The following is a 21351-nucleotide window of genomic DNA, read 5'->3' as shown; positions in this document are numbered from 1 at the left end:
CGTCTCACCTTCATGACCGCTTATCCCGAACCACCTTCGCCGCCGGATCACCCCGCGACCGGACAAACGCAGACGCCAGTCGAGGTGGATCTGTCGGACAGCGTTCGGCCGGAACTCCCGTCGACGGTTTGGCCGTGGTTAATCGGGATTGCGGCACTTGCTGCGTTATCGTTGCAGACTTGGTCGCTGCTAGGGCTTCTGAATGCGGGAAGGCAGGAATCTGATTTTCAAGCGAAGGTGGCCGCTTGGGAAGCGTCGAACAAAAATCGCCAAGAAGCCACCGACACGTGGAATAGTATCGAACAGCAAGCAAGCAAAAACGTCGATCAGCTACGTGAGCAATCATCGCTGCTTCAAGGAACGATCAACTCGCTTCAAAAGCAACGTGACCAGTTAGTCGAAACCACGACGTCGCAAACCAAGACGCTTTCGTCGCTCCAGCAAACACGCGAGTCGCTGCAAAGCGAACTCGACTCAGCGAAAGCGAAGTTGGATGACGTGAACCAGCAGAAGCAGGCGGCCGAGTTGGCTGTATCGGCGTCCGATTCAGCGACGACTCAAACCGAAAGCCTGAACGATCAATTGATCGAACGTGGGAAAAAGATCAAAGCAGCACTCGCGAAACTGGAATTGGAATCCGCGGAAGCCGAAGCCAAGGTGGAAACACAAGAGAAGCTCCTCAGCAAGAGCGAAGTTGAGCTTGCCGCGATGGAAGCTCGCATCACGCAGTTCGATGCGTTCCTGCAAAAGAAGCTGGCAAGTGTTGCGGAATTCAAACTACAGCAAGAGAAATCGGCTGACGCCGCGAAGGAACTAGACGCAACCGCTGAAGAGCTTCGTCGTCAAACCGCTGCCGTCGCCAAAGCCACCAATGAACTAGCCGCTCTCAAGAAGCAAGTGGATGAGCAGACGGCGACGCGAGATAAAAAGGATTCCGAGTTAACGTCGATTCAGACCGACGTCAAAACGGCGGAGACGAACCTTGCCGATCTGCGAAAGATGGAACAACAACTCGCCGAACAAATGGCGACGATGACGACCGCACTCAACTCCGCCGCGGTAAACGCCTCGAAATCGCTTTCGGAAATCTCTGCGACGGCCGCTTCGACGATTCAAGAAATGGCAACGAAAGCAGCAGAGGTTCGTAAAGCCGTCAGCGAGCTCCAAGTGCCTGACATGCAGCCGCCGGCATCAACGCCTGAAGAAACCGACGGTGAGCAACCATGAGCGATCCAAACTTCTGGTCAATTGTCTCGGTCGCCCTCGCATTGGCCGTGACTCTGATCGGTGCCTTGCTGGCACTGCTGGCATATGGACACCACCGCCGTCAAGCGATTCGATTCTGGGAACGTGAACAGCGTTTACCTGATGCTACGCGAATGGCCAATCTTCAAGTCCAGATCGAAGAATTGCGGGAGGAGTACAACACGCTGAAGGACAATGTGTTCGACGCTCAGCAAACAATCGAAGCAGCGGAAAACCAACGTCAATGGATGGAGGACGCAAAGGAAGAAATCGCGAGGCTCGAAGAAGACAAGCGAGAAGTGTCCCGGATCCAAAATGAATTGGAAACAAAGCAGACACAGTTGGCCAGCTTGAATGAGCAGAAAGCTGCACTGGACGGCGAAGTTGCGGAACGAAAGAGCAAGATCGACGAGCTTGAAGACAAGGCCAACGATATGCGCAAGCAACTCGTCGATCTTGATTTGGAGATTGAGAAAGCCAATCGCCTTCGCGAGGAAATTAAACGTCTAGAGCAAGCGAAGACTGAGGCTGCAGAAGAATCCGAACGACTCCGCCGAGCTGCTTCGGAGCTTCGTAATCGCCTTGAATCCGAACTAGCGGAACTACGGCATAAGAGAGACGAGCTGCAACGAGACTTTGATTCCCTTAGTAAAGGTATTGAAGCAAAGGGCAAAGAGCATTCTGATCTGCAGTCGTCACTGAAGCAGCTTCGCGATAATGTCGATGCAATGGGCGCTGAAGAACGCAACTTAAAACGTGCACTACAGGACATGAAGGCTCAGGTCGAAAAGGCGGATTCGGTTGCCAAGGAAATTGCAGACCTTGAAAACAGAAAGAAGGCTGCCAAAGTTGAAGCGGAAACGCTCGACCAGAAGCTGAAAGAACTGAAGCGGCAGAAAGAGGAATCTCAATCCGAAGCAGAGAAGCTGAAGAAATCGCTCGGTCAACTTGCCAAGGAGCAGTCAGAACTCGAACAAGAGCGTCGCAAACTAAAGAGCGAGGTAGAGAAACTGGAGTCCAAATCGCATGCGCTCGGTGCTCAGATCCCAGTCATGCAGTCTGCATTCGATCAGCTTTCGTCGGCAGTCAGCCAACACGATGGGCCAACCAAGCCTGAGGAAAACGAGATTTGGCAGCCGGTATTGCCCGTCATCGAACCGTCGCGACAAAATTCCCGCAGCGAACATGAGTGCCTGGACGACCTCGCCGGCAGCCTTGTGTCGTTCGGTTTGAAGTTTGATCCCCGTACGCTGTACGCATTCCATACGTCGTTGAAAACGACCGACAGCTCACCGCTGGTGACGCTCGCCGGCGTCAGCGGCACAGGCAAAAGCGAATTGCCCAGACGCTACGCCGAAGCGACTGGAATGAACTTCCTCAATGTGGCAGTTCAGCCTCGATGGGATAGCCCGCAGGATTTGTTCGGGTTTTACGATTACCTGGAACGACGTTTTCGCCCCACCGACCTGACACGGGCACTGATCCAGATGGACGCGATCGGAGCCGAGAAGGACCGCGGTTGGAATCAACCGAAAGACTACGAGAAGCAGCGATTACCGAATCAGTTGTTGTTGGTGCTGCTCGACGAAATGAACCTTGCTCGCATCGAGTACTACTTCAGTGAGTTTCTAAGCCGCTTGGAAACTCGTCGTGGAATCGACGCCAACAATTCGCAGAGACGAAAGCTCGCTGAGATTCCGCTGGACGTCGGTGGCCGGCGCAGTGGCCAGCCGCCGATGCAATTGTTTGTCGACAAAAATGTCCTGTTCGTCGGAACGATGAACGAGGATGAAACCACGCAGGCATTGTCGGACAAGGTGATTGACCGAGCCAACGTGTTGCGATTCGGCAGTCCAAACTCCATTGTCCCCGTGCCGGCCTCGCAGCGAAACGGTCGTGCGATGGAAAACTGTCCTCGACTGACTCGCCAAACTTGGCAAGGCTGGTGCAAGACTGCGGACAATCTGAGTGACGATCATCGGGCGACGCTATTGGATTGGATCGGTGAGTTGCGTGGTTCCATGGACCAAGTCAACCGTCCGTTTGCCTACCGTGTCGCGCACTCGATGCTTGAATACGCCGCGAATTATCCGGACATCGAACGTCGCTTGGACTTTATCATCGCCGATCAGATTGAACAGAAGATTCTGCCAAAGCTGATGGGGCTGAACCCCCAAGACCCGAGTGTGCAGAGAGCGTTCGGGACAATCGACCGAATTCTTGAGAAGGTCGACGATAACGCCTTGAAAACCAAGATTGAAATCTGTCGCAAAGACGATTACTTCCAATGGACGGGTATCGACCGCACCGAGGTCTAGCGTGGTGGAATCGATGATCGACCTAGCTGATGTCGCACCGGAGGAGTCTCCGGTTCTAGACGCGTTGGAGCAGTTCGCGCAGTTCGCCGACGAGATAGTTGACTCCGAAAAACCGAATCCGATTGCCTGGGAAGGAAATCCAAGCCGGATTGCGGTCCGCAGTGTCGGTCGGGTTCTCTGCAAATGGCGTCACGCGAGCAAACCGAATCGTCCACCCTTTGCTTTAGTCGTTCGTCTCGCAAGAGACCTGCCAAACGTACTAACTGACGTCGCCGGTCACCCCAAACGAATTCTGCAGCGACGACGTGCGATGGAGCCGATCAATCGCCTGCGTGAACTCGATTCCAGTTGCGTCCGCTGGCTGACGCGTCAACCAGGCAACACGCTCGCTGAGAAATCAGGCCATCGTCGTGCCGTTCTCGCGGTCCAACGCTACGAGAGCGTTGACACTCTAGAAAATCGTGTCGTGAGAGATCTCCTGAAAAGGTGCATCGCCTTGGCAAGCGTTTACCTCCGTCAGCATCAAACGAATTATCCGAACCATGACTGGATTCGGATGACAGATCACTTCCGAAAACTCTGCCGGCGTTTGGAGTCGCTACCTCAACTGCAAGAAGTTTCCGGCTTGCCGAGCCTGCCGAAGCCAAATTACGTGCTGCTGCATGAATCACGCTACAAACAGGTTTGGCGTTCGTACATGGAGGTTATTCGACAGCAACGTCGGCGACAACAACTTTGGGCATGGCGACATCAAGCGTTTGCCGAGATGGTAGCGATTGCGTGGATGAGTTCCGCCAGCCGTGGATCAGCTGACCGACAAGTAAGAAAAGCGGCCCATCGCTTTGATCTACGGATTCGCGAAACGCCTCTTCAAGGAACGTTCTTTGATTGGGCTGGATTGCCGCCGATGTGGAATTTGGGCGATGACGCCGCGTTCTATATCGGGCCGATCGAATCCATTGGCGACGTAGCCCAACTCCCCAAGAGTTTCGGCGTCGACTTAGATATAGTAAGACTCGTCGAGGGTTCCGACAACGAGGACCATGCAGCCTTCGTCACGACGTGGAACCGAACGAAGTACCATGCCGCCAAGTTAGAGGTCGCGTTTTCTGGTGACACCGAGCGGACCGGAAGGCTTGGCAGCTACGGCGAGAACCAAGCCATGATCACGCTGATTGATTGTGTGACCGGAAAGCAAGTTGGGCAGCACGTCGTTCCACTGGCATTGATTGAGAACCCGAGAGCCTTGGACACACTTCACCAGGAATGGTGTCTATCGTGACCTCGCATACACAAAGTCAGCATGCCTGGGGAATCAGCGTGGGAGCCATGCACTGGTCTGCTCAAGGCATTCCATTTGATCGCGGGCAACACGCAATCGAAAGAAGATCGAACGACAAAAACACTGCGCCGTCGGTGCTACTAAGCCGAACAGTCGGCGAGCCGCTGAGGCTGGACTACTGGTTGCCACCCCATCCGCGTGGAACCGCTGCACCCTGGCCACCTGAAGCCGCCGTGAACCGAGACACTGGTGGTGGTCGCTTCCCGATCGCCGCGGCGTGGACCGGCCGACTCGACGACGGCAATGAGCTTTGGCGATGGACGATTGATGATGAAGATCATGAACTGAGTTCACTAGACGCAATTGCGAGCGGTGCATCGCAGCTTGCCAAAATGCATGCGAAGGTCGCTCCATCAGCGATCGTGATCCCCAACGACTTCCGGCAGCGAGAACAGCAAAAACTGCTTGACCTTTGTGCCGTTGCAGGCGTCAACGCATCATTGCTTTGGCTTCCCGTCGCCGCGGCGCTGGCTTGGCTTGAGCAACAGCAGGACAGATTGACGCCGCCACGAAGTGCGTCCGATGATCCGCTGACACTGCCAATCGTTCATGCCGATTGGGGGCAAGTCAGATGCTCAACCCTTCAGCTCGTGCCGACGAAAGCAGGGACAGGGTTTCGATGGATCCCGGCTCGCAAGCGTCCCATCGTCAGCGACTGGCACACACCGGGCTTTGGTTGGACAGAAGCAGCCGGATGCAACGCTACCAATTCTCAATCCATTTGGAAACAGCGTTTTGCGACACCCGTCTTGACTCCTGAACGCAGTTCTTCGATATCCAAATCGAACCTCTTGGAGCACATTGCAGGTTGGTCCGTAGAGCAGAAAGGCAGTTGGCAAGTCGATTTATCACTAGCCGAGCACCTTTCACAGATTCCGTCACCAATCGCCATTGTCTTCGTGGGAGATTTCGCCGATCAGGTTGCCAGCGGTGAGCACGTTGGTCGCCAAACGCACGCTCGCGAAGTAAGCCACACTTCTTCACTAATCGCCGATCGCGTCGCCGGGGAGAGCTTTCTCGCTCGTGGCGCAGCGATTTTTGCGCGTGATCGTGTTGAGGATCGCATCAGCTATCTCGACACACTTCCCGATCTAGAGTTGTTCGTTGATCGAAATCACCAATATGAGTGGCTCAGCTTGCTCGGCGACACAGACCGGTTCCTCCCTGGCGGCGAAGAGTGGAATTTACCTCGCCCAATTGAAGGGCTCGCGCTACGTCGCGGCGCAACCAGCATCAAACTGGTCGTCGCGCACGACGAATACGATGGTGTGCGAGAGTTGCAAGTGACACTCGACCGGCCAGCGGAGCAACGACTCTCGGCGAAGCTCCACGTTTCCGCTACACCAGCCCAGGGTAACGCAAAGCTGCGGCTCTTGACGCAGCAGCAGGGCGAAATTCCATCGCGTTTGATTCAGGCGAACTGGGACCGGATGCAGCCTGTTCTCAATCACGAGGGGCTATCGGTCGACAAAGAAACGTTTTTAAAGATGCAACCGCGAGCCTTTCCGGAGCTATTCCCGAGAAGATGGAGCCATGTCAAGTGGAGGGCAGCGATGCCAACCGCCCAGAAGATGATTCAGCGTGCTACAGACGAACTCCCCGAAGCGATCATCAAAGACGATTGGGCAATCACGCAGCTCAAAGACGACCTAAAAGACAAGGACTATTCCCAATCGCCTTACGACGCAACCGCGATTGGATCTGACTACAAGGCACCCTACGACCAGGATGTGCTTGAAGCACTTGGTAATTCTCTGCTGGAGTTGTGGCGAGCAACCAAACACATGAACTCGCCATCGCTCAGCACGCTTGTCAGAGCAATGGGATACCTTTCAATTGAGGATCCCGATTTTGATAGATGGCTTGCTTTAAATCTACGAAACAGTTTCCGAGACAGACAAGCAGTGCTGCATACCTCGGGACTTGCGATGCGTCGACCAGAAAGCATCGCAATACTCTTCGATCATGTTTTCTTCTCGAACGGCCGACTTGGATCGCCAGGCGCGAACGAACTAAAGGCAATCTCACAGGTTTTGCGCTATCGAACAAATGCTACACAGGGAATTTGCAGCCGAAAGTGTGAACAAGTCATTCAGTCCTGCATTGGAGTCTTCGAGCAAGGCATGGAACACGGCGGCGGAGGCTATCCGTTTCGATGGGCGAGCCTTATTGTCGTCTATATGCTTCGCCGCAGGATGTTCGATCTCGACTTCCTTGATCCCGAGCTTGAGCTAGCAACCAAGGCAAAGGAACTGTTTCGCACCGCGATCGAACGGCACAAACAACGGCGACTACGCCCGATGGGCGGTTCTGTTGATCTACCGGCAGCCCTTCAACAGATGATCAACTATATCGACCGAAAAGGTTCGGGCGACATTCTGATGGCGAGCGAATAGCGAACCGTCACGACGAAAGCGTGTCTACATCGGTAACCGTACACCAGAGCCAGTCAGTGGGGTGGGGTTGACTTCTTAGGGAGGCGGCGGCGGGCACGGCGGGTTCGTTTGCGGTCGGCGGCTTGGCGACGCTCGTCCGCGCGGTACTCGCGAATCGATTCAGGATGGTCTGCTTTCCAGGCGTGCGGTGCCATCAATGACCAGTCCGTCTCCCCGGCCAACGCGCGACGCAACACGTCGTCCAGGTAGCGGATTCGGTAGTTCAACGGTTCCCTGTTCAAGTCTGCGGTACCAAAGCGTCAGCCCACCGGTTTCCCACCATAGTGCCTTGATGCGATCCCGCTTTCGATTGACAAACAGGAACAGCGATCCGTCAGTGACGTTCTTGCCAAGCGACGTGGTGACGATGCCGGTCAGCCCGTCGAAGCCTTTTCGGAAATCGACCGGGTCGATACACAGATAAATCGGTACTCCGGTGGGCAATCCGATCATGATCTGTCCTCCACGCCGCCGGCCGAATTTGAATTGGCATCGTGTTGCGGATCGGTCGGCACTTCGATTCGGATGCGAATACCACCGGGCAGTTCGATGGTCGTGCAGACACGAGGCGGGTTGTCAGGCCAGGTGGCCTGCTCGGCTTTGGTGGCTTGTTCGAGCTGGGCTACTTTGGGAGCGAGCGTGACAGGCAGGAATGCAGTGGGCGGAATCTTTGGTTTTGATCGGGCTCTACTGGCCGGCCCCCGCAGTCTGCGTCGCCAGTAATAGTAGGATGGCTGGGAAACGGCCTCAGCTGCACAGAATGCAGCGACGGTGGTGCCGGACAGATCAAAGCGCTGCAAACGCTCGTCCCAAAGTCGGGCGGTTTCGGACTTGGACATGGGTTTTCTCCGCTCGAGTGAAACGAAACAAAACCCACCAAGCTAAACTCCGCGCCTACCATGGTTCTGGTGTACGGTTACCGCGCAACACCTGATTATACGACTGAGCGAGGCGATCAAATGGACGCATTCGGCGGCCGAGGTTTTGCGGCACGGTAAAGAATTGCCAACGCTCGCACTCCGCCATGCTCATACTCAACATTCCGGCTCACCCTTGGCTGTTTGGTTGGGCATTCTGCTGGACGGCATCCCTGAAAGCGTCGCTATCGGCTCGGGGCTCTACTTCATGCTCGCGGCACACCCTGCGGTCGACACGCTGCGTTTTGGTCACGCGATTCCATTCACGCTGATCGCTGGGTTATTCCTATCCAACTTGCCCGAAGCCCTGTCGAGTTCGTCCAACATGCTCGGCGTGGGTTGGTCACGACGGCGGATCTTGCTGATGCGGTTTGCACTCATGGTGATGACCGCAATTGGAGCAGGGCTCGGCTTTTTACTGGCGGGTGTGCTGAGCGAGACTTGGCTGGTATTCGCCGAAAGTGTCGCCGCCGGCGCCATACTCACGATGATCGCAGCAGCCATGTTCCCCGAGGCGGCGGAACACGGTAGACCCAATGAGGTCGGGCTGAGCACGCTGGCCGGATTCCTCATCGCGGTGATGTTCAAACTGCTGGAGTGAGCTCGCACCGTCATGCTCCGCAGCTTCGTGGGCCCGGACGAGGAAGGGGTGTTCCAACTGACAGGTGGTGGGATTATATAGATCAGCGAACGCGATTGCGTAGAACTCGACCGATTTTGCAATGGTTTACCGTGTAACTCACTGTAAAACTGCATGAATTCAACTTCTGGTTGAAGCAATTTCGCTTCACTATTTTAAGCTCACTTTCTGCCTCCTGAAGGTATTTCTTCCGCGATTTCAGAGAACGTCAATGCGAAACGAACCGATTCCGTTCAACCTTTGCTGCAGATCCATGGTGTTTGGCTATTATGGCAGCATGAGTCTCTGGATGCGATTGACAGCATCACGCCTTTCTGATGCTGTCGGTCGGCGTTAACATTGTAAATCGAGTTATTGAGATTTCTTTCAAGTGAGTGATCTCGCGTTTAGGCGGCAATTTTTATTTCCATCACCCGTTTTGAAGATCAATCGGCGGCATGCTCAATCGGACACATCACATTGGCGTCATTGGTCTGACTCAAAGCGGAAAGACTACTTTCCTGACATCGCTTCTGGATCACTGGAACAACCATGACCCAAAGAGGTTCTCACTCGGTAAGACGCCAGACAAGCACGAATTGATGATTCGCTGGGATGGCGACGATGTAGCGAGCGGTAAGCGTCGATTTGAAAGGAACCGCTCGTCCATCGCTGGCGGACAATGGGTTGACAAGTCATTGCAGCAGGAAGACTATTCGGTTTTCCTGAGTTGCAAGAGCTGGTACCGAGATCAGCCAGTGAAATTGCACGACCTTCCTGGTGAGCGTCTTGCCGATGCCGAAATGCTTCGCCACAAGTGCCTGTCGCAGTGGAGTGAGGCGATCGTTCACACGATCGAAATTGACGATTCACTAAAGGACCACGCCACGGATTTTCTGAATCTCTTTCACAAAACAACAATCGCCACCGAAGCGCGCCGTGGCGAATTGGAAACCGCTTATCGAGAGCTGATGGCTAGATTTCTCTTCAACCGCATCCCGATGATCACACCGTCATCGATGCTGGTCGACGCGGATGGCTGCTATGTTCCCGAAGATTCAATGGCCAGCATCTCCAAGTTGAAGACGTGGTTTAGGGATGAGTGTCCGATGGGAGTGGCTGGCAAGCCCATCGTTCCACTGCCAAGCTGCTTTAAGGACAAGGACAGCGAAATTTGGAACCTTTGCCAATCATACTATCAGGAGTACCGCAGTACAGTCGTGCTGCCGGTACTGGACAAATTGGGCGCGTGTCACGATATCCTTTTCCTCGTCGATGTTGCTGGCATCTTTTCGCAGGGAGATAGTTGGAAGAACCAGGCGAGCACACTCATTGAACGATTTGTCGGTGGTGTAGCACCTGCTAGCAAAGCGGAAAAATATTTCAACAAAACACTTCATTACGGCGCTTTGGGTTTTGTCTCACCGCAGGTTGATCGAATCATTTTTGTCGCAACTCAGGCTGATCGCATCCATCGCGACGATCGCTCGAAAGTGAAGCAGTTGCTCCAAGACTTGGCCCGCCCAGCAGTCCGGCTACCGGCAACGAAAGGCTACATCGAAGTCAAGTACTGCGTGGCGGCGGCGGTCGAGTCGACCGAGTCGCATCCCAATCACGAACTTCGCTACAAGGAACAGGACGGGGAAGGCGCCCTCAAGACGACGGTGAGTGAATTGCCGGATGAATTCCCTGATAGTTGGGAAAGCGGTAAGTACCAATTTCCTAGAACCGCTCCTCGCATGCCTGTGATCAAAGCAAAACCGCCCAAGCAATTTGGGCTGGATCGAATTACTGAGATTTTGTTTTCGATTACGAAGCAACACTGCGTGCTGGTCATCCAATGAAACAACGAAACAATATTTTCGATCGTCTTCCAAGTCTTGAAGACCAAACCGGTGCACCCGCGTCGTCTCAGTCGGTTGAGAACGATTCGTCGTCAAAGATCGCTTCTGACCAGCCTTCCAGCCATGAGGCCACAGGCACCTGCGGATTGGAGGAAACACCAGACCGCGAACCATCGACGCTGTCACAAACCGAGACACGGAAACCAAGAATATCGAGACGCCTCCGAAAGAAACAGGTGCGAATGCCCGCAGCAAATTCTGAGGAAAAAGCAACGATCAACCGCACAACGCAAGAAAATCCACCTCCGGCTTCCACGTCCCCTGAGACGGTCGCTGAAGCATTTGCAAGCCATTCCATCGTTGTCGACACCCAGCCCCCTGAACCAGTCGAGCCCATGAGCGATCCAAAACCGATTCGACCAATCAAGAACATTTTTGATTCGACCCTACTCGACGATTCTGAAGTTGAGGGCGACCCGATCTCCGTACAGAACGCGCAGTCCACGCATGCGGCCAAACCATTGTCAAGTTCGGAAACTCGTGTGGTGAAGCAGGTGAATGCTTTGCTGGGTGTGCCAGACGTTCCGGGGGAGCCGCTGGCCGACGACGAAATTCTTTTTGCCGATGAAAACAAAGAAGACGAAGCGTTTTTGGAGAACGCTGCGGCAGCCGGTCCTTCCAACTTGATTGGGCGACTAAAACACTTCAATTGGATCGTGGCTTCCTTCGCGACAATCATTGCATCCGCCTTTCTGCTTTTTGCTCTTTCGCAAACGGCGACGCTCGCGCGTGAAATCGGATTTTTGCCGTTTCCTGGCAACTGGATCGGGTTCATCTCGTTGGGCATTTTGTGGCTGGCCATTGCCTTCGCGGCTTGGCAGCTAGTCTCGGGTTTTATCCGACTAAAGAAAACGCCGGGGGTTTCGATGTCTGCGATTCAGATCATGAAGGATCGTGCTGAGAGTCGTCAATCGCACCGCGAGAATGAGAAGACTGCCGAATCTGCAGTCCGGGAATTTCTGCGGCAGTACCCGTCGGGCAATGCTCAACGTAAATTGATGAAAACGGCAGGATTTGGTCGCAACGGCATCTCGGATAACGAGTTCTTCGAGAAGATCGAGCACCTGGTGCAAAAGGACGATGGACTACCGGAACAGTGGCTTGAAGAGGTTCGTACTCAAATTGTCAAGCCACTCGACGATGCGGCGTCCAACCTGATCAAGGGAGTTTCACTCCAGGTCGGGGCATCGACTGCGATCTCACCTCGTGGAAGCGTTGATTCTTTGATCGTGATGGCGCAGTCGTACCGCTTGGTCAATGACCTGTGCCAACTGTACGGGGTTCGGCCAGGTGGTTTAGAGACATGCTACATCCTGGGTCAATCGCTTCTATCGGTGGCTTTGGCGGCTGGCGGAGACCAAGCGGCCGACACGGTCGAGGAACAATTGCGAGAGACACTGCAAGATGCCCTAGGGGTGGCGGCGGGATCGGTGGTCGCCAAGGTCGGGGCGAGACTGGGTGAAGGAACGATCAACGCGATGTTCGTGCGTCGGATTGGTAATCGCCTCAAGGTCTATCTCTGTCCGGTTGCGGATTAGACCAGTGATGGCAAGCCAGACGCATGCCGCCATCACGACGACCGCGTCTGAATTGAGCACTCACTGTCGACCTGTGCGAGGCGTTGAATGCGGTTTTGCTTGGCCTCTGCGGAAGTACGTAAAAGGCATGAAAGTGTCGTTGTACGAGAACTCTCACTGACTTGTGAAAGCCAAACTACGGGCCGATGGTAGAGCGAAGCCACTCAAAAAGTTCGGGGTGAGTTCTCACTTGCAGAAGGCCGGTGTGAGACAGATCGAAGACTTTCTTACTTTCCGCTGCCGGTGCGGCGGTTGCACTGGCAATCGTAACCGCTCCGTCGCCTAGGCCTGCGATGAGTTCGTCCGCATGGGCGAGCAATCTTAAATTCTCGATCATGCTCGATGCTGGGTTGTGATGCTCAATCCAGCCTTCGATCCCCGCAGTCAACTTTGCTCGCTCGGACATCGCAATAGGGCCATCGCTGCCGGCGGCGATATGAAGTCCAACGTGCTTGGGCAGCGGATGTGATAGCAATTGGTCACGCTCCGGACTGTTTGGTCGCAAGAAGATTGTTGCCTCGCCACTTCCGTCGCTGACCATGTCGAGGCTCTCGCGATCATTGCCGAACAACCGAACGGCAATGTCGGCAAACTCTAATTCCTGCTGAAACGACGCCATTGTGGAGCCAAGGTAGGGCGTTCCCAATGTCACCAAATCGGACACATTTTGCGGGGCCTCGTTCGACAGTGCGGCCCAGCCAACCAAACCGCCCAGAGAATGTGCGACAACTGCGATTCTGACATGGGGATGTTCTCGAGCAAATTTTTTCAGTTCTTCTCGCAAGTAGTCCGCTGGACGCTGCACGCCTCCATCGTTGGGATAGACCATCTCGACTACGAACCACCCCGCATCGCGAAACACCGGTGCGAGTTCACGGTACGTGAGCAGTCCGCCCTCGAGCCCATGGATGAGCACAGCGACTCGGTCTTCACCAGCGTAATCGCTTAGGTTTTGCAACCGTGGTGGGAACAACGCCGTCTGCAAATCACTTTCATGCTGGCGATCAAATTCCAAAACCATTTCGGAATCTGTGATGCTGTAATCCCGCAACGTGCCGGTGGTCTTCAACAACCACAATGCAGATCTCGTCTTCGCCGTCAGTAGGAACCAAACTGCACTGGTTGAGTGTGGGCTTGTAACTCGCGAATTCGATAAACCCGACGCATCGTCGCGGCCATCCTCGATCGGTAGCCTTACCTCGACCGTCCGGGTATTCTCGTGAGATTGCGAGATCGCTGGCAAGGTGAACACGGAGAGAGTGGCGATCAATAACGCTGAATTCCGGCTCTTGGTGAGGCGGAATGCAAGTCGACGTAGATTCGCTCGGATCTCGCGTGGACAATAAACTGCCACGGTGAAAAGGTGCGCGAATGCGGCGAGGCACGCCAGACCAAGCAAACCGCTCCAACTCGTCCAGCGATGACCGTACTTCCTAGCCTCCACCTTGGATTCAGGACCAAATTGAAGCTGGCTATCCGACTGAAGCTCTGAATCGTTTTGATGCTTGATGTCGTCCGTCTGTTGGCGCACCAGGCCGATGACTGGTCGCAGCGCCAAGTCCGCATGACGTGTCATGGTTCCTTCAGAAAGGATGGTCGCCAGGTAGCGGGGCACTTTTTGATTGTCCGCTTCTCGGACCTTTCGTTTCTCGTCGTCTAATAATATTGGTTCATCATCGTCTAAGATTGCATTTGTGCAGTTCATGCATAGATAGCGACCATCACCGTAGTAAGTCACCAGATGTGAAGGACAGCCCTCGACACCGTCGCACTGTCGACGAAGCCAAAATCCTTCGTATGTTATCTGAACCGAGCGATCGCTCACTCTAGCTTGCACAACAAATGGAGAGAAAATCAACTGGGTCATCATGACCAGCGGCAAGATGCCTGCAGCAATACGAGAGCGCCCCCTCGCCATGGCCGAAATCAGCAACCCGCTTTGCGTGGCAGTCAACGCGACCACGACGAGCACAACCCACACCCAGCAGAGACTCACGTCAAGGTTCTCAACAAAGAGCGTTCCCATCGCGACGATACCGTCTCCCGGTCCGTCTTTAGACGTTCCGTAAAAAACAGGTTGATGCATGAAGCGATGTCGCACTGTCAGTAACACGCCCGCTAAAACGGTCGCCTGCAGGACTGCCAATCCGGAGAAGAAAATGGTTTTTGAAAGCAGATACGCGTACGGCCGCAGCCCTTGGAGTCTTTCAAACTGAATGCGTTCGTATTGCTGTGTGACCGTGAGGTGGGCACCACTGGCGGCCATCCAGATTACGGACAAAACAGACAGGAATCCCACGAGATACGGAAACAGTTGATTTTCGCCCGTGGGCGAGAGCTGCGGGGCCGCGATCGCAATGGCAACCGCAAAAAGCAGCGGCAACCACACGAGCGTGTATACGGACTGGCTATTGCCACGAGGTCAATAACAGGGCAATAACCATCGCCAACGCGATGAGCGGCACCCAAGCGTGCGTGGTCAGAAGTTGTCGTACACTTGCAAATCGCAAATTGCCATCGCTCGACCACGCCGCCAATGCCGATTGCCCCCCCAGGCAGTCGCCAGCATTCTTGAAACCATGCACATCAGCCAGCAGCAGTGAGTCAATCAGCTTTCGACAAGTCTGCGACAGATGCTTCGCTCGTGGAACCCTCTTGAGTTTTTCAGCCAGTTGGCTGCGATAGAATTTCATCCCGCCATCGACAGCGGGCAAATTTTTGAGACCGACCAGCCACTCGGCGAGCACGACCCCGATCGCCGTCAAATCGTCATCAGAGAGGGGTTTGCCGCCAGCGTGAACGTACAGACGGGCCATTCGGTCATTGAGCTGCGTTTGCTCACACTGGGACGGCGTTTTTGCTCCGCAATAGAGGAACAGCTCCCCTTGTTGGTCACGGCAAAAGGACTGCTCGGTGATGTTGCCCTGGAGAGCACCCTGCGGTGGGCGATGCAGTGCCGCCAGGCCCTGCAGAACCGAGAGCAGCGCTGACTCGTCACCGGCCTTCCACTCAGTGGCCGGCTGGCTATTGGGAGGCGGATCGCCGCAGACGAGATGAGAGACCGGAGTGGTCAGCGGGTTGGTTTGGGTGTTCACGTCCAGCAGCAATTTAGTGAGGGAAATGGGAAGCAAAGAAAAGGGGAAAGTGGGAATTAGTGACAATCGAGTTCGAAGCCATTCCCTGCCCTTTTCGTCGTGTTTGCAGTGTCACTCGCTGAATCTTTGGTGCAGCCCAATCAGCGGACCGTAGTTTCGCATGTCCGCTTGCTTGATGGCGGCAATATACTCGTCGCGAATCGGACTCTCTGTGTTTCGCAAGTCGGTTGCAGGCCAGAGTGTTGCTGGTTGATCGTGCTGCATGAGCCAGATGTTTGCCAGAAGTCTTGCCCAGCGACCGTTGCCATCTTCAAAGGGATGAACCCACACAGCGCGGTGATGAAACTCCGCAGCCGTTGCGATTACGGAGGCCCCCGTTTCGTCATGTCGCTTGTCGGCCTCGATCGCAATAACGCCCAGCTCAGAGGAAATGATAGTTGGGCTCACACCGATATTCTTCTCGGTTGATCGGATCTCGCCTGCCCAACTCCAGATCGAGCCAAGCATCTCGCGATGAAGCCCGAGAAGCCAATCAAAATTGAACGGTGCGATTTTCCGCGAGGGTTTGGTGAGCAAGTATTTCTCAGTCACGCGCAAGATCGAAGCGAACTCGACTTCGTTAAGCTCACGCCGCGTTTTGACGGACTTCCATTTCAAGCCTGATCCATCAAACGGCGTGTCGTCATCTTTCCCGCTCGAACCAAGCCCCGTGCCCATGCCTTTACCGCGACCAGAGTTCATGACGCCCACAGTTTTCGGTTGGACGATGCAATCCGTGCTTTCGCTTCGTCAAGATGCGATTGGACCGACGCGCCAGACACAGCCTGAGACTCAAGAGCGACATTGCCTTGTGTCAACGCAACCAACCGTTTCGCTTTTACGGTGGCGACCTGTTCTCTGAATTGCTCGGCAGGAATCTCTGTCAAATCGAGCGAGATACCCAGGGCGAGCAGAATCGCTTGCAAGGTGGCGAACGAGAACTCGTAGTCCTCACCGCCGAGAACCCGAATCACCGTGGCCCGCGAAACCCCGCTCCGGCGCGCAAGATCCGAAACCGAGATCTCAAGATCCTTTTTTCGTTTCTGGATGCGCGCGAGTATTTCGGATTGAGACATGGCAACGAGTCCGAGTTGAATGGAGGGGATTTTTGGCAATTCGAGAGACTATGCCTCAACATCACATTGAATGCAATTGTTGCACACGTGATACAAAAGTCAATCGCCGACACAGGTCAGCGACGCCGAGAAAGAAAAGAGAGAGGGGTAATAAATGGCAATCGTGCTCGAAACCACCGATTCCCCTTTGATCGTGGCTGGACTTGGCCTCGTTTCGTTCGCATGTTTGAAAAGTACGTGCCTGAACCGACGATACTGCACCCTTATCCCAGCGAACGATTTCGCGTCCGACTCAAGGCAAGAGCCGTATGAGTCACGGTTCAAGTACGGATCTGTGCGGGGGGCGGCTGGCAACAGCCGTCCCTACCGCGATCCTCCGAGTTACGCCAGTGTCGATCCGCTCAGACGCATCGCCTGGAATACCCAACAAAGACACTCGACTCATCGGGTCTCTTCGAGGTTGTACATCGGAAACAGATGCTTCCTGTCCATCAATCTGTCATTCACCTACCGACGTCGGAGTTGCGCCTTGATCCATTGCGTGCCCGTCGGGACCGACGGAAGGCTCTTCAAATTCTGGCTGTGGCGGTTGCATGGGCGTGCCTGGGAATGGAGGCACGGGCTGCTCGGCGGAGTCGCAACCAATTGCAAGGATGAACGTCGCAAAAAGAAAAACGAGGGAACAAAATTTCATTGCTGTCTACTCGGCTTGGAGAGTTCAAGACTTTTCCTGGATGGTTTTTATTCGCGTTCGCACTCGGCCAGTTCGGACAATAGTTCAAGCAATCGCCGAACCTGAAAGTTCGACAAGTGGAGCACCCCTTGGCCAGGAGGCGATTGAATTGGGACGGAGCACATTATAACGGATGGTTCTTCTTCAACAACTGACAGGCTCGAGTCGAACGATAAACCGTCTTGTGAAAGGAAGCCAGTCAGTTGCACACGCAGTGATCGGTTTTTCGAAAGATTGGCACGCAACCTATCGATGCCGGTTGCGTCTCTATCTTTCGCAAACTTCTCTTCGATACTTTGATCAACCGCAGGCTGATCCTGAATGCCTTGTACAAATCCAGTTCTCTCTCCGCGTGGAAATTGAAAATTCAATACAGTCATGAATCCGATACCGAGAACAAAGGACATCAAGCCAGTAGCTACCAGGTACCTAAGGCCGATGCCCCTGCTCGTTGCTGCGACGGTGGAACGAAACCAGTCCTGATGATATTCCGTGGTCCCGGAATCCAAGACTCGGCGCTGAATCCCGACCCAGTTATCGGAATCCCCAAATGGCCCGAGCCAGAAAACCTGTCCGTCTGATTTCGTTGATGAACTCTGACCGAGCATCTCCAGAACTCGAAGAACTTGAGGCTCAATTTCGTCTGCACTCGGGCCTTCAGACGACGTGATTCGATATCCTTCACCTGGGACTCTGGCGACGATAAATGATGCAGTCGCTTCTTGGAATTTCTTGCTTGTGTGGTTCATTCTAGCCTCGCTTCCACGAGTCCAGCCGCGGACCATAGAAGAGCAGGAACTTTCGGCAGCCCCGAAAATACTAATACAAATTCGTAGCCTCCATTCCCAAACTTTTGTCTGATTGCTGATTCATTCGTGTTGTGGAGCGGCATTCCAATCACAGAAAGCGGCGCGTCGTCACGAGCCAAATCAAAGCGTTCGACCTCTTCCCATTGACGATTCACATACTTGGACACAACACAGTTGACGGATCGCGAGAGTTCCAGGTCGAGATCAAAATTCTCGGCTAGCGCCCCAAATGTAACGTTATTTCCATCTTTAGACAAGTAATGCAGTGAAAACGCATGTGCTGTTTTCGGCGAAATCAAAATGGCATGCGTCGCCAACTCGGGTTTTGCGTCTTGCTCAAGTCTCGCAGAATCAATCTTCAGCGTCGCACTATATTCCTTGTCGTTCGCGTACTTTTTGCAAAACTGGCTCGCAACTTCTATGTCGCTCAAAAGATACTTTCTTGCATCTGGTCCAAAAACGTCGATCTGCTCGATGCTTTGGCTTGCAGTGTTGAGTTTTCCCTCTAATTCATTCAGGCTCGTTGCAGGATCGGACTGAATTTCGTTCATGGTCTGCATCGATTCCGCCAGCGATGCAACAACAGATTCCCGTTGAAGGCCCCAGTACCTCTTTTGTTGAATAGCAGCGATGTCATCCGATAGCGAAGAAGCATCGCCGACGCCAAGCAATACCTGAGTCAAGAAACCAAGGTCTCTCGGGCCGCGACTCGCGGATTCACCAAGAAGCTCGCTAAGCTGGACCGAGATGCATTCGATTTCCAGTTTGGTAGCGGCAGACAGTTCAGTCTTTTGAACCTCCATCGTAGTTACAAGCCACTTCAGCTTGTCATTCACCTCCTTGACGTGCGCGTCCGTGGGTGAGTTGAGCGGTGCGACTTGCGACAGTAGTTCGCGAAACTCTCGCGTTCGCACCAGGACATCGTTTTCGGTTTGCTCAACGATGGAAGGCTCTGCCTTGTTCGTTGTCGTCGAGGATGTATCACTGAGTCCGATCCAACTGCCGATGCCAAAAACGATGACGAGAAACAGCAGACCACCAATAAGGATCGGTTTAATCGCTTTCCGATCTTCTCGGCGAAATTTGCGACTGTCTTTTGACAGTTCCTGTGCGTTTAGCAGTACCGCTTCCACATCATCCGCTCGCAATGCGGACGTTTTGGCAATGACTCGTTGTTCCGTCACGAGGCTACGCGGAAAATGACCATGAAGCGATTGCGAATAAGCAGACGTCAATTCCTTAAGTACACGTTCTCCCCATCGGTCGGCCAAATCGGTGATACTTGCGTCGTTCTTCCAGCAATCGACTCGTGTGATCACAAAGATGATGGGCAGGTACTCGTTTTGACGCGAATTCAAAACATATCGAATGAACATTTGCGCTCGACGAAACTCCCGCTCATGGTGCTGCTTGATGTCTTCCGGCTTCTCCCACGACTCGGGATCAAAGAAGAAAAGGAACGCGTCACAGTGCTGTACTTGGCGGGTGAGGAGTCCTTCAGCACTAGGTTTCTCAAGCGAATCTAAACCATCGATTTCACCTTCAAGGACCTCGCCGCGAAGGTCGATTAGTCGGTAGTTTGCGCTTTCGGCGCTCTCTCCCGTTCGAATAGTCAATTCGAGCGGCTCAGGATTGAAATCGGGTGCCGTGGGAAGCGGCTTATCAAACTCTCCGACTTGATCAGATATAAGTTGCAGGAATCTCTGACACGACGCCGACTGGCTCAAGATGCGTCGTTTCTTCTCCCAGTGCTTCAGTAGCTCGTACAGAAAGCGAGTCTTGCCAGCTTGAGTGCGACCGTAAACTCCGACTTCAAGATGCTTTGCAGTTTTCTTCAATGCTCATTCTCCCAGAACAAAATCACAGTTGAGATTCACGTTGCGACACACCTGTTTCAGTTTTTGTATCACCGGTTCCCCAGGAAAGGGACTCGTCTCGATTCGGATCGAAACACTTTGAGTGACCGACTGCATCTCGATCTTGCGCAACTGTGCCGCAAATCGCTCAACCAGTTCGCTGGTGCTTGCCGAGCGAATCTCGACCAGCGACGGGGACTTCGCTGGCAATTGCAAAAGCAGGTCACATGCAAACGGCTGAGCAAGATCGGGATTCGCCTTTGAGGGAACAAAACGAATGGTGATGTCGTCTCCGAACTGAGCAGCATCGGTATCACTGAGCGGTTTGATAACGATCGTGCCGCTGCCCGCTGCGGGTAGGGGGGCTGCGCTGGCTGGTTCATCCCGTTCTACAGCGTGTCCAGCAGCGGTTCCCGCCCCAGATCCAATTGGTGTAAAGGCGCTTAGAATCAAGACGACCGAAACCCAAACGATCGCGACAACCACAGTGCGTCCAAGAAACACGACGGGGCCTGAAATCCATTGGCGTGGGGAAACCGCAAACGCTGCGATAATCGCTGCGACAATGCCAATCCATCCGATGACGGTTGGGCTGGCCAGCCATGACCAAGCATCCCAAAGTAAACGCAAAGGCCCCGCGACGGCGAGTGGAAATAGGAATACGTCTGCGATCACATTCACTGAGTCACCTGCTGATCAGTAACAGCAGATCTCCACGGACCGTTGATACGCTGGACTTCGGACGTGCGAGCCTTGCACTGATCCACCAACTCCACGATACGTTCATACACACCGTTTCCTGGATACGGCTCCATGAAGATCGTGACTCTCCGAGTTTCGCTGTCTTGGTCCGCCAAAACACTTCTCGCAAACCAAATCTCAAGCTTGTCTTGAAGGATCGAAAAAAATTCGCTTCCGCTGGCTGCCGTGATCTGGAATTCTTCTTGCTCAACCTTCGGAGGACGCGACGAAAGATCGGCCTCGTTGTACGTTACGATTTCGCATTGAAAGTCAGCCGCGCTCGATGCGTCACTCGCAGAAGGCAAGAACCTAATTTGCAACTGGTTGCTCTGGCCAGCAATTTGAACTAGGCTCCTTTTGTACTCAGTGTCGGCTTGACCGCCTTCATACAGACCAGCAGCCACTCCTCCGATGATACCGGTAATCGAGGCGATGGCACCAATAGTTAGGACAGTGCCGATCACTGTCGCACCAGCCTGAATAGCGACGAACGGCGTTGCGATGGCAATCACAGTCACCGCGACAACAGCAACGACAACGATTGCCCCGACGAACAAGGCCGCTTGCAAATCAAACGTAGGCAAGTTTGCAAACGCCAATAAGCCGACAGTCCCCTGAGAACCTGCTGCGATGAGTTGGTTCATC

General features: G+C 54.0%; 17 protein-coding genes. 7 read left to right on the top strand and 10 right to left on the bottom strand.

What is annotated here, in order from left to right:
* Nucleotides 1-12: 12 nt before the first annotated feature.
* The 4 genes from SH410x_RS11960 to SH410x_RS11945 all read left to right on the top strand — a co-directional run bounded on the left by SH410x_RS11960 (nucleotide 13) and on the right by SH410x_RS11945 (nucleotide 7301).
* Nucleotides 13-1227 (top strand): coiled-coil domain-containing protein, encoded by a 1215-nt coding sequence (locus SH410x_RS11960; protein ID WP_473676721.1) that lies wholly within the window; start codon nucleotides 13-15, stop codon nucleotides 1225-1227.
* Entirely contained in the window at nucleotides 1224-3563 is a 2340-nt protein-coding gene (locus SH410x_RS11955) for an AAA family ATPase (RefSeq protein ID WP_473676720.1), read from the top strand. The genes SH410x_RS11960 and SH410x_RS11955 overlap by 4 nt, the downstream gene beginning before the upstream one ends.
* Before the next feature lie 13 nt (nucleotides 3564-3576).
* On the top strand, nucleotides 3577-4845 hold the full coding sequence (locus SH410x_RS11950; RefSeq protein ID WP_473676719.1) for a DUF2357 domain-containing protein: 1269 nt from the start codon (nucleotides 3577-3579) through the stop codon (nucleotides 4843-4845).
* Between the two features lie 233 nt (nucleotides 4846-5078).
* Complete coding sequence (locus SH410x_RS11945) at nucleotides 5079-7301, top strand: hypothetical protein (RefSeq protein ID WP_473676718.1); 2223 nt, start codon at nucleotides 5079-5081, stop codon at nucleotides 7299-7301.
* 159 nt (nucleotides 7302-7460) lie between these two features.
* Here SH410x_RS11945 and tnpB read toward each other — a convergent pair whose 3' ends face one another.
* Nucleotides 7461-7793: an IS66 family insertion sequence element accessory protein TnpB gene (gene tnpB / locus SH410x_RS11940; protein ID WP_473676717.1), complete on the bottom strand. Its 333-nt coding sequence runs from the start codon at nucleotides 7791-7793 to the stop codon at nucleotides 7461-7463.
* The gene (gene tnpA, locus SH410x_RS11935; protein ID WP_473676716.1) at nucleotides 7790-8179 is read right to left on the bottom strand and encodes an IS66 family insertion sequence element accessory protein TnpA; all 390 of its coding nucleotides are present in this window, start codon (nucleotides 8177-8179) and stop codon (nucleotides 7790-7792) included. Before tnpA ends, tnpB begins: the two co-directional genes overlap by 4 nt.
* A 214-nt stretch (nucleotides 8180-8393) precedes the next feature.
* On the opposite strand from tnpA, the gene SH410x_RS11930 reads away from it, so the two are divergent.
* The 3 genes from SH410x_RS11930 to SH410x_RS11920 all read left to right on the top strand — a co-directional run bounded on the left by SH410x_RS11930 (nucleotide 8394) and on the right by SH410x_RS11920 (nucleotide 12318).
* Nucleotides 8394-8858 (top strand): ZIP family metal transporter, encoded by a 465-nt coding sequence (locus tag SH410x_RS11930; RefSeq protein ID WP_473676715.1) that lies wholly within the window; start codon nucleotides 8394-8396, stop codon nucleotides 8856-8858.
* A 476-nt stretch (nucleotides 8859-9334) separates the two neighbouring features.
* Nucleotides 9335-10720, top strand: coding sequence for a YcjX family protein (locus SH410x_RS11925; RefSeq protein ID WP_473676714.1), 1386 nt, complete (start codon nucleotides 9335-9337; stop codon nucleotides 10718-10720).
* 395 nt (nucleotides 10721-11115) lie between these two features.
* Entirely contained in the window at nucleotides 11116-12318 is a 1203-nt protein-coding gene (locus SH410x_RS11920; protein ID WP_473676713.1) for a DUF697 domain-containing protein, read from the top strand.
* A 175-nt stretch (nucleotides 12319-12493) separates the two neighbouring features.
* On the opposite strand, the gene SH410x_RS11915 is transcribed toward SH410x_RS11920, so the two are convergent.
* The 8 genes from SH410x_RS11915 to SH410x_RS11880 form a co-directional block, all read right to left on the bottom strand.
* On the bottom strand, nucleotides 12494-14740 hold the full coding sequence (locus SH410x_RS11915; protein WP_473676712.1) for an esterase/lipase family protein: 2247 nt from the start codon (nucleotides 14738-14740) through the stop codon (nucleotides 12494-12496).
* A 25-nt stretch (nucleotides 14741-14765) separates the two neighbouring features.
* Nucleotides 14766-15488, bottom strand: a complete 723-nt coding sequence (locus tag SH410x_RS11910; RefSeq protein WP_473676711.1) for a hypothetical protein — start codon at nucleotides 15486-15488, stop codon at nucleotides 14766-14768.
* Between the two features lie 75 nt (nucleotides 15489-15563).
* Complete coding sequence (locus tag SH410x_RS11905; RefSeq protein WP_473676710.1) at nucleotides 15564-16193, bottom strand: mobile mystery protein B; 630 nt, start codon at nucleotides 16191-16193, stop codon at nucleotides 15564-15566.
* Nucleotides 16190-16567: a helix-turn-helix domain-containing protein gene (locus SH410x_RS11900; protein ID WP_473676709.1), complete on the bottom strand. Its 378-nt coding sequence runs from the start codon at nucleotides 16565-16567 to the stop codon at nucleotides 16190-16192. The genes SH410x_RS11905 and SH410x_RS11900 overlap by 4 nt, the downstream gene beginning before the upstream one ends.
* A gap of 741 nt (nucleotides 16568-17308) precedes the next feature.
* Nucleotides 17309-18049 (bottom strand): hypothetical protein, encoded by a 741-nt coding sequence (locus SH410x_RS11895; protein WP_473676708.1) that lies wholly within the window; start codon nucleotides 18047-18049, stop codon nucleotides 17309-17311.
* Nucleotides 18046-19947: a GTPase domain-containing protein gene (locus SH410x_RS11890; RefSeq protein WP_473676707.1), complete on the bottom strand. Its 1902-nt coding sequence runs from the start codon at nucleotides 19945-19947 to the stop codon at nucleotides 18046-18048. The genes SH410x_RS11895 and SH410x_RS11890 overlap by 4 nt, the downstream gene beginning before the upstream one ends.
* 3 nt (nucleotides 19948-19950) lie before the next feature.
* Nucleotides 19951-20646, bottom strand: a complete 696-nt coding sequence (locus SH410x_RS11885; protein WP_473676706.1) for a hypothetical protein — start codon at nucleotides 20644-20646, stop codon at nucleotides 19951-19953.
* Complete coding sequence (locus tag SH410x_RS11880) at nucleotides 20643-21350, bottom strand: hypothetical protein (RefSeq protein ID WP_473676705.1); 708 nt, start codon at nucleotides 21348-21350, stop codon at nucleotides 20643-20645. Before SH410x_RS11880 ends, SH410x_RS11885 begins: the two co-directional genes overlap by 4 nt.
* Nucleotide 21351: the final 1 nt, after the last annotated feature.

It is taken from the genome of Rhodopirellula sp. SH410, from assembly GCF_055811895.1.
The sequence above is the reverse complement of the archived record's forward strand: the minus strand, read 5'-3'. Positions and strand labels throughout refer to the sequence as shown.

Bases quoted from the DNA above. Each gene is read 5' to 3' on its own strand.
- SH410x_RS11960 (WP_473676721.1), top strand. From the start codon at position 13: ATGACCGCTTATCCCGAACCACCTTCGCCGCCGGATCACCCCGCGACC.
- SH410x_RS11955 (WP_473676720.1), top strand. From the start codon at position 1,224: ATGAGCGATCCAAACTTCTGGTCAATTGTCTCGGTCGCCCTCGCATTG.
- SH410x_RS11950 (WP_473676719.1), top strand. From the start codon at position 3,577: ATGATCGACCTAGCTGATGTCGCACCGGAGGAGTCTCCGGTTCTAGAC.
- tnpB (WP_473676717.1), bottom strand. From the start codon at position 7,793: ATGATCGGATTGCCCACCGGAGTACCGATTTATCTGTGTATCGACCCG.
- tnpA (WP_473676716.1), bottom strand. From the start codon at position 8,179: ATGTCCAAGTCCGAAACCGCCCGACTTTGGGACGAGCGTTTGCAGCGC.
- SH410x_RS11925 (WP_473676714.1), top strand. From the start codon at position 9,335: ATGCTCAATCGGACACATCACATTGGCGTCATTGGTCTGACTCAAAGC.
- SH410x_RS11920 (WP_473676713.1), top strand. From the start codon at position 11,116: ATGAGCGATCCAAAACCGATTCGACCAATCAAGAACATTTTTGATTCG.
- SH410x_RS11905 (WP_473676710.1), bottom strand. From the start codon at position 16,193: ATGAACTCTGGTCGCGGTAAAGGCATGGGCACGGGGCTTGGTTCGAGC.
- SH410x_RS11900 (WP_473676709.1), bottom strand. From the start codon at position 16,567: ATGTCTCAATCCGAAATACTCGCGCGCATCCAGAAACGAAAAAAGGAT.
- SH410x_RS11895 (WP_473676708.1), bottom strand. From the start codon at position 18,049: ATGAACCACACAAGCAAGAAATTCCAAGAAGCGACTGCATCATTTATC.
- SH410x_RS11880 (WP_473676705.1), bottom strand. From the start codon at position 21,350: ATGAACCAACTCATCGCAGCAGGTTCTCAGGGGACTGTCGGCTTATTG.